Below are 7,890 nucleotides of genomic sequence, written 5' to 3'. Positions count from 1 at the left end.
GTGTGGTGGCCTGCAACGGGGGACATGATGAGTGATAAGACCTTGACACGCCTGGATCTGAGCGAGGCGGTATTCCGCGAAGTGGGGCTTTCCCGCAATGAATCCGCTCAGTTGGTTGAAGGCGTGTTGCAGCACATGTCGGACGCTCTGGTGAAGGGCGAGACGGTCAAGATCTCGTCCTTCGGCACCTTTTCCGTGCGCGACAAGGCGGCCCGCGTTGGCCGCAACCCCAAGACCGGTGATGAGGTTCCGATCCATCCGCGCCGGGTTCTGACCTTCCGCCCCTCGCATCTGATGAAAGATCGCGTGGCCGACGGCAACAAGGGCTGAGGCCCCCGCAATGGCGAAATCGGCCGAGGCCTTCCGCACCATCAGCGAAGTCTCCGAGCTTCTCGACACGCCAGCCCATGTGCTGCGCTTCTGGGAAAGCCGTTTTTCGCAGGTCCGGCCCGTCAAGCGGGCGGGCGGACGACGCTATTACCGGCCGAACGACTTGGCCCTTCTGGGTGGTATCAAGAAGCTGCTGCATATCGACGGGCTGACGATCCGGGGGGTTCAGAAGATCCTCAAGGAACAGGGCATCCGTCATGTCGCGGGCCTGTCCATGGTGGACCTGAGCACTTCGGGCGAACCGGATGCGGCATCCAAGGCCGTGAAGGCCACGGAACGGCCCGCAGCCCCCAGCCCTGATGTTGCTGAAAGCGATGACCGCTTGCGGCCAGATCCTGACGACAGCGGCCGTAACGCCGTGGAAAGCACCGTCGAAGCCCCGATGCAGGTCGATGCACCGACCCTGCCCCTTGGTCAGCCGGACAATGTCCACGCGTTCACCCCGCCCGAGCCTGCGACCACACCCGAGCCGAAACCGCAGCGCCCCCCGGCAGCTGCGATGCTGAGGGCAATGGATGCGCTGCGCATTCGCGACAAGAAATCCGAACTTCACGCTGTCTATCTGCGGCTGATCGACCTCCGAGAGCGGCTGGCGCAAGGCGACGCGCCCTCGCGCGGCTGACACATTCACATGGATCGGTCTGAACGCCGCCAACATCTGTGTTTTGTCGCTTGCCCCTACCCCCGCAATCAGCCTATACACCGCTCCGTCGGGCCGTGGCGCAGCCTGGTTAGCGCGTCCGTCTGGGGGGCGGAAGGTCGCGAGTTCGAATCTCGCCGGCCCGACCAACACCGAAACGCCCACCCCCTTGCCGGGGTGGGCGTTCGCTTATCCGGAGGGGCCAGATGACAGGAACCGGAGTGCTCGCCGACAGCGCCATCCGCGCGATGGTGAATGGCGGCCAGATCGTGGCCGATGTACCCGTCCTCGACGCCCAGATCCAGCCTGCGAGCCTCGATCTGCGCCTTGGGGCCACCGCATACCGGGTCCGCGCCTCCTTCCTTGCGGGCAAAGGCCGCACGGTCGAGGAGCGGCTGGCGGAATTCGAGATGCACCGCATCGATCTTCAGGCGGGTGCGGTGCTGGAAAAAGGCTGCGTCTATGTCGTGCCGCTGATGGAAAGCCTTGCCTTGCCTGCGGACATTGCCGGGGCCGCCAGTGCCAAATCCTCCATCGGCAGGCTCGACCTTCTGACCCGGATCATCACCGATCACGGCACCGAATTCGACCGTGTGCAGGCAGGCTATCAGGGCCGCCTCTATGTCGAGATCTGCCCGCAGAGCTTTTCGGTCATCGCCACAGCCGGGCAGATGCTGAACCAGATCATCTTCCGGCGCGGTCATACGCTGATCGGTGATGAGGCGCTCAGGGCAATCCACGCGAAGACCCCGATCGTGTCGGGTGAGGCGGTGATCTCGGGCGGGCTCGGCTTTTCGGTCGACCTGAAACCGGAGGGCAGCACTCTCGTAGGCTACCGCGCAAAACCCCATACAGGGGTCATCGACCTGTCGAAGCTTGGCCATTACGACCCGGCGGAATTCTGGGAAGAGGTGCGCACCGATACCGGCTGGATCATCCTTGATCCCGGGGCCTTCTACATCCTCGTCAGCCGTGAAGCGATCGCGATTCCGCCCGATTGCGCCGCCGAAATGGCGCCCTATCTGGCCATGGTGGGCGAGTTCCGGGTGCATTATGCGGGCTTTTTCGATCCTGGCTTTGGTTGGGCCGAGGCCGGTGGCGCCGGATCACGCGGCGTGCTTGAGGTCCGCTGCCACGAGGCGCCGTTCGTGCTGGAACATGGGCAGGTGGTCGGGCGACTGGTCTATGAACGCATGGCAGATGTACCGGAACGGATTTACGGCGCAGGCATCGCCTCAAACTATCAGGGTCAGGGCCTGAAACTGTCGAAGCATTTCCGTAGCACCTGAGCGGACAAAGTACGATTTTTCTCCGAAAAATCGGCAATTTTTCGAAGAAAAATTGTAACTACCGCCCCAGCCGTCGGGTGATTTTTGCGGCCTGTCGCGCGCGCTTGGCGATCTCACGGGCATTTTTCGCCTGTTTGCGATCCTCTGCCGTCATCTGATCCCTGGGCTTGCCCTTGCGGGACGCAAGATCGATGCCCTTGTTGATCCCGAGATTGATCAGCCGCCGGGTGACAGTATTTATGATCATGGTGATCAGCCGCTGGGCATTCATCGATCTTCCCCTCAATCCTCGAACAATTCGCTTTGTCCGGCCTGATCCTCGCCCTCATCATCACTCACCGTGGCCGCCCCCGGCAAGGCGCGGCTATCGAGCAGCCCTGCGGCGCGAAGCTCTTTCAGCCCCGGCAGATCGCGCGCAGATTCAAGGCCGAAATGATCGAGAAAACTCTGCGTGACCACATAGGTCACAGGCCGCCCCGGCGTCATCCTTCGCCGCCCGAAGCGGATCCATTCCAGTTCCAGCAGCTGATCCACCGTGCCGCGGCTGACCGCCACGCCGCGGATCTCCTCGATCTCGGCCCGGGTCGCGGGCTGGTGATATGCGATAATCGCCAGCGTCTCGATCGCCGCGCGGCTGAGCTTGCGGGTTTCGGTCGTTTCCTTCTGCATGAGGAAGCCCAGATCGGGTGCCGTCCGCATCGCCCAGGCGTCGCCCACCTTGACCACGCGCACCCCCCTGCCCTCATAGCGCTTCCGCAGATGCACCAGCGCCTCGGCCGGGTCCGCCCCATGCGGCATCCGCGCCTCCAGCTCGCCTACCGTCACCGGATCGGCCGAAGCAAAGAGGATCGCCTCAACCATCCGCTCCTGCTCGGCGATGGGCGGCGCCTCGAACAGGCTCTTTTCGGCAGGCTTGCCGTCTGCATCTGGGGCGTCGGTTTCGGTCACGTTTCTTTCCGTCTGATGGCGATCGGCGCGAATGTATCCGTTTGTTTCAATTCGATCCGCCCTTGTTTGGCAAGCTCAAGCGAGGCGGCGAAAGTCGAGGCGGTGGCAGACCGCCGCCGCGCCGGGTCGGCCGTCCAGCCATCCGGCAGATATACTGAAATGTCGGTCCAGTCACCCGCAAAGCCGATCAGGCCGCGCATGCGCTCCAGCGCCTGTTCCATGGTGAAGACATGCTCGCGGTCCATCGCATAGGGACGGAACTCGTCCCGGGTGCGGATACGGGCATAGGCCTGCATGAGGTCGAGCAGTGTCGCCGAATAGTGGACCTTGCGCACCCGCATGACATCTTCGGGGATGCCCCGCACGAAGAAATCCCGGCCCTTCTGGTCGCGCCCCATGAGCCGGGCCGCCGCCTCGCGCATCGCCTGCAGCCGTTCCAGCTGGAACGCCAGATGGGCTGCCAGCTCCTCACCCGAGGGGCCTTCATCCGCCGGATCGGGCGGCAGCAGCAGGCGGGATTTCAGGAAGGCGAGCCAGGCGGCCATGACGAGGTAATCCGCCGCCAGTTCGATCCGAAGCACCTTGGCCTTCTCGACAAAGACCAGATATTGCTCTGCCAGTTTCAGAACCGAGATCTTGCGCAGATCCACCTTCTGGGTGCGCGACAACATCAGGAGAAGGTCGAGCGGCCCCTCGAACCCTTCGACATCGACAATCAGCGCCTCGGCCGCCAGCCGTTCTGTGACCGATTGTGTGTCTTCTTCGAATTCCTGGCTGTCAGCCATGCGCCTGTCCCTTCAGAAGCGCCTCAAATTCGGCCTCCAGAAGGGCGGTGTCAATGCTGTCAGGCGTAATCCGGGCGGCAAGCGCGGTTTCGGCCCGCCGGGCCGCGGCATCGCTCATCCGGCCTGCGGCAGCCACGACCTCTTCCGCTTCCGCCCGCACGCCCTTGCAGTAGAGCGCGATATCGCAACCTGCCGCGATACCCGCAGCGGCGCGGTCGCCGAGCGAGCCTGACAACGCCTCCATCGACAGATCGTCGGTCATCAGAAGGCCATCGAACCCGATCCTGTCGCGGATGAGCCGGATCACCTCGGGCGACGCGGTTGCCGGACGCGCGGGGTCGATGGCGTCGAAGACGATATGGGCGGTCATGGCCATCGGCAGATCGGTCAGCGCCGCGAAGGGGGCGAAATCGGTTTTATCCAGCTCATCCAGCGGGGCGGTGACGCGCGGCAGGTGCAGATGGCTGTCCACAACGGCGCGACCGTGGCCCGGCAGGTGCTTCATCACCGGCAGGACGCCCCCGGCAATCAGGCCATCGGCGCAGGCCCGCGCGGCGGCCACCACCGTCGCCGCATCCTGGCCAAAACACCGGTTGCGCAGGAAGGGATGGGTGTCTGGCCCGGCGATATCGCCTGTCGGGGCGCAGTCGGCGTCGATACCAACGGCGCGCAGTTCGTGCGCGACAAGCCGGTAGCGCAGCCATAAAGCGCGCGCCTGATCGGGCCCACCCGTGCATGCCATCTGATCGAGCGGCGGCAACCATTCGCGCCAATGCGGTGCCCGCAGCCGTTGCACCCGTCCGCCTTCCTGATCGACCAGCACCGGCGCATCCCGACCCACCGCAGCCCGCAGATCGCCTGTCAACCGGCGCAACTGATCAGGGGTTTCGACATTGCGCGCAAAGAGAATGAAGCCGAACGGGTCTGCTTCGCGGAAAAACGCGGCCTCACCCGCGTCCAGAACCGGGCCCGAGGGGCCAAGAATCGTCGCTGATGTGGCGCGCGTCATCAGCGCACCACGGCCGGGACGCACTCGCTGTTCTCGGCTTTGAGCGCGGCGCAGAAGCGTCGCGCATCTTCAAGATCGTCGAACCCTTCGACCCGCAGCCGGTAAAAGGTTTCTCCGCCGCTGTCTGCCGGTTCGATCACCCGGCGCTTGCCATCCATGAGCGCGCCGAAACGTGCGGCGGTCTTGTCCCATTCCAGCCGCGCCGTCGCTTGGTCGGCGTAAGAGCCTATATGCGCAAGCTGGGCCCCCTCGCCAAGCGCGCTGACCGCAACATCGACGGGCAGGGACGGCGCAAGAGCGGCGGCGACCGCCGCTGCGGCGGCTTCGGCCATCAGGTCGACCTCTACCGCCTGCGCGGGCCTCGGAACCGGACGGGGTGAGCGTGACACACCGGGAATATCGGCAGAGATGACATCCACCGCGATACTCGCCGCAGGGGCCGATAGCGGATCGGCGATTGGATCGGCAGGACCATCGGGCAGGGGTTCGGCCAGAGGGGCCCCGGTAAAGTCGGGCGCGGGGATCACCGCACCCGGCACAGAGGTGGCCGGCGCAGCGGACCAACCGGCAAGTTCGCCCATCGCCTGATCGCTGTCGTCAAGCGATTCGGCGCGCGGTGCCAGTGTCAGACGGTCGGCAGGGTCGCCCGCCGTGCCATCCGCGGCAATCTCATTGACGGCCAGTCCCTGATGTAGCGCCAGCTCCCCTCCGGGGTTCTCAGGCGCGGCCCGTGCCGGACCTTCCAGCGCTTCGATAACCGGGATGCCGCGCACGTCACGCACAGCAAGGTTATAGGCCCAGACGCCCAGACCAACGATCAGCGCGGCCGAGGTCATCGCCCCCGCGCCATTCACCAGCGTCTGAAAACGCGCACCTCGCCCGCCGCCATCAACCGGGTCACGCCGGTCATAGCCGTCGAATTCGTCGAAATCCCAATCCGCCATGCTCTGCCTCGCTCACCCCGGAACCCGTCCGGGTCCGGTGTCTTGCCTGCTTCAGCCCCGGCGTGGCGCCTGTTTTCAGCGCATTTCTTCCGCAGGGGTTACGCCAAGGATACCAAGACCGGCGGAAATAACAACGCCTGCGGCCCGTGCAAGGGCAATTTTGGCCTGGCTGACGGCGGCATCGTCCTGAATGAAGCGCAATCCGGTCTCTTCATTGCCCCGGTTCCAGTGGGCGTGAAGGTCGGAGGCGAGCTCATAGAGGTAGAACGCTACCCGATGCGGCTCATGGCCGCGCGCGGCGATCTCGACCAGACGCGGCCATTCGGCGATCTTTTTCGCGAGCCCGATCTCGGCCTCATGCGAAAGCTGCGTAAGGTCGGCAGCATTCAGCGTCGCATCGTCGACGGCGATCCCCGCCTCACCCGCCTTGCGGATCACCGATGAGACCCGCGCATGGGCGTATTGCACGTAAAAAACAGGATTGTCCTTCGACTGTTCCAGTACCTTGTCGAAATCGAAATCCAAGGGCGCGTCGTTCTTGCGCGTCAGCATCACGAAACGGGTTACATCGGCGCCGGCCTGTTCGACAACATCGCGCAGCGTGACAAAGGTCCCGGCCCGCTTCGACATCTTGAAGGGCACGCCGTTCTTGTAGAGTTTCACAAGCTGGGTCAGCTTGATGTCCAAAGGCACCCGCCCGTTCGAGAGCGCCGAGACCACCGCCTTCAGCCGTTTGACGTAGCCGCCGTGATCAGCGCCAAAGACGTTGATGAGCTGGTCAAAACCGCGATGCACCTTGTCCCAGTGATAGGCGATGTCGGGGGCGAAATAGGTCCAGGACCCGTCCGATTTCTTCACCGGCCGGTCGACATCGTCGCCATGGGCTGTCGAGCGGAAGAGGGTCTGCTCGCGCTCCTCCCAATCCTCGGGCAGCTTGCCCTTCGGGGGTTCCAGCGTGCCGTCATAGATCAGGCCCAAACCACGCAATGTCTCGATCGCCTCTTCGATCCGGCCCGAAGCGGTGACGGTCTTTTCCGAGGAAAACACATCCATTCTGACGCCAAGAAGCGCCAGATCGTCCTGGATCATCCGCAACATCGCTTCGGTCGCGAATTCACGGATATCGGCCAGCCAGACGCTTTCGGGTTTGTCGAGCAGCGCGGCCCCGTATTTTTCCTTCAGCGCTTCGCCGACCGGGATCAGGTAGTCGCCGGGATAGAGCCCCTCGGCGATCTCGGGCGAGAGGCCATTGGCCTCGCGGTAGCGCTCATAGGCGGACCGGGCCAGCACATCGACCTGTGCACCGGCGTCATTGATATAGTATTCGCGCGTAACCTGATGGCCCGCGAAATCGAGAAGGGCGGCCAGCGCATCACCGAAGACAGCACCGCGCGTATGGCCGACATGCATCGGGCCGGTGGGGTTGGCCGAGACAAACTCGACATTCACCTTGATGCCCTTGCCCATATCGGAGCGGCCGAAATCCCGGCCAGATCCCAAAGCCGCCTTGACCACGCCCTGCCAGAGAGCGGGCGCAAGGCGCAGGTTGAGGAAACCGGGCCCGGCCACTTCAGCACTGGTGATGCGGTCATCGGCGCCAAGCCGGGCCGCCAGCTTTTCCGCGATCGCACGCGGGGGAAGACCTGCCGGTTTGGCCAGCACCATCGCAGCATTCGTCGCCATATCGCCATGCGCGGCATCGCGCGGCGGCTCGACCGCGACATTGGCCATGTCGAGACCTTCGGGCAGATCGCCCGACGCAACCATGGCATTCAGGCTGTCGATGACGAGCGCACGGATATCGGCGAAAAGGTTCATGGGTCTGGTCCTTCCATCGCGGTTGCCATGCCAGAGGCCGGGTGCGGCGTCAATGCCGGGCGGGGTT

At 64.2% G+C, this 7,890-nt stretch carries 9 protein-coding genes and 1 tRNA gene; 4 read left to right on the top strand and 6 right to left on the bottom strand.

Going from position 1 to position 7,890, the window contains the following annotated elements; all coding sequences use genetic code 11:
- Positions 1-27 precede the first annotated feature (27 nt).
- From ihfA to WBB85_RS01900, 4 genes are all read left to right on the top strand, one after another.
- Positions 28-330, top strand: a complete 303-nt coding sequence (ihfA, locus tag WBB85_RS01915) for an integration host factor subunit alpha (protein WP_432636932.1) — start codon at positions 28-30, stop codon at positions 328-330.
- Between the two features lie 10 nt (positions 331-340).
- Positions 341-1,012 (top strand): MerR family transcriptional regulator, encoded by a 672-nt coding sequence (locus WBB85_RS01910; RefSeq protein ID WP_432636928.1) that lies wholly within the window; start codon positions 341-343, stop codon positions 1,010-1,012.
- An 89-nt stretch (positions 1,013-1,101) separates the two neighbouring features.
- Positions 1,102-1,179, top strand: a tRNA-Pro gene (locus WBB85_RS01905).
- A 57-nt stretch (positions 1,180-1,236) separates the two neighbouring features.
- A complete protein-coding gene (locus tag WBB85_RS01900; RefSeq protein WP_432636926.1) occupies positions 1,237-2,319 on the top strand; it encodes a 2'-deoxycytidine 5'-triphosphate deaminase in 1,083 nt (360 codons plus the stop codon).
- Positions 2,320-2,377: 58 nt separating this feature from the next.
- On the opposite strand, the gene WBB85_RS01895 is transcribed toward WBB85_RS01900, so the two are convergent.
- The 6 genes from WBB85_RS01895 to argS all read right to left on the bottom strand — a co-directional run bounded on the left by WBB85_RS01895 (position 2,378) and on the right by argS (position 7,823).
- Positions 2,378-2,590 (bottom strand): hypothetical protein, encoded by a 213-nt coding sequence (locus tag WBB85_RS01895; protein ID WP_432636925.1) that lies wholly within the window; start codon positions 2,588-2,590, stop codon positions 2,378-2,380.
- Between the two features lie 11 nt (positions 2,591-2,601).
- Positions 2,602-3,180 carry an SMC-Scp complex subunit ScpB gene (scpB, locus tag WBB85_RS01890; protein ID WP_432636931.1) on the bottom strand — a complete coding sequence of 193 codons (579 nt, stop codon included), beginning with the start codon at positions 3,178-3,180 and terminating at the stop codon, positions 2,602-2,604.
- 83 nt (positions 3,181-3,263) lie between these two features.
- A complete protein-coding gene (locus tag WBB85_RS01885; RefSeq protein ID WP_432636924.1) occupies positions 3,264-4,052 on the bottom strand; it encodes a segregation and condensation protein A in 789 nt (262 codons plus the stop codon).
- Positions 4,045-5,064: a glycoside hydrolase family 3 N-terminal domain-containing protein gene (locus tag WBB85_RS01880; RefSeq protein WP_432636930.1), complete on the bottom strand. Its 1,020-nt coding sequence runs from the start codon at positions 5,062-5,064 to the stop codon at positions 4,045-4,047. The genes WBB85_RS01885 and WBB85_RS01880 overlap by 8 nt, the downstream gene beginning before the upstream one ends.
- A complete protein-coding gene (locus WBB85_RS01875) occupies positions 5,061-6,005 on the bottom strand; it encodes an SPOR domain-containing protein (protein ID WP_432636923.1) in 945 nt (314 codons plus the stop codon). The genes WBB85_RS01880 and WBB85_RS01875 overlap by 4 nt, the downstream gene beginning before the upstream one ends.
- 75 nt (positions 6,006-6,080) lie before the next feature.
- Positions 6,081-7,823 carry an arginine--tRNA ligase gene (gene argS, locus WBB85_RS01870; RefSeq protein WP_432636929.1) on the bottom strand — a complete coding sequence of 581 codons (1,743 nt, stop codon included), beginning with the start codon at positions 7,821-7,823 and terminating at the stop codon, positions 6,081-6,083.
- Between the last annotated feature and the right edge of the window lie 67 nt (positions 7,824-7,890).

This window comes from Albidovulum sp. (genome assembly GCF_049646345.1).
GTDB lineage: Bacteria > Pseudomonadota > Alphaproteobacteria > Rhodobacterales > Rhodobacteraceae > Albidovulum.
Note: the sequence above shows the minus strand (reverse complement) of the source record. Positions and strands in the feature narration are given on the sequence as shown.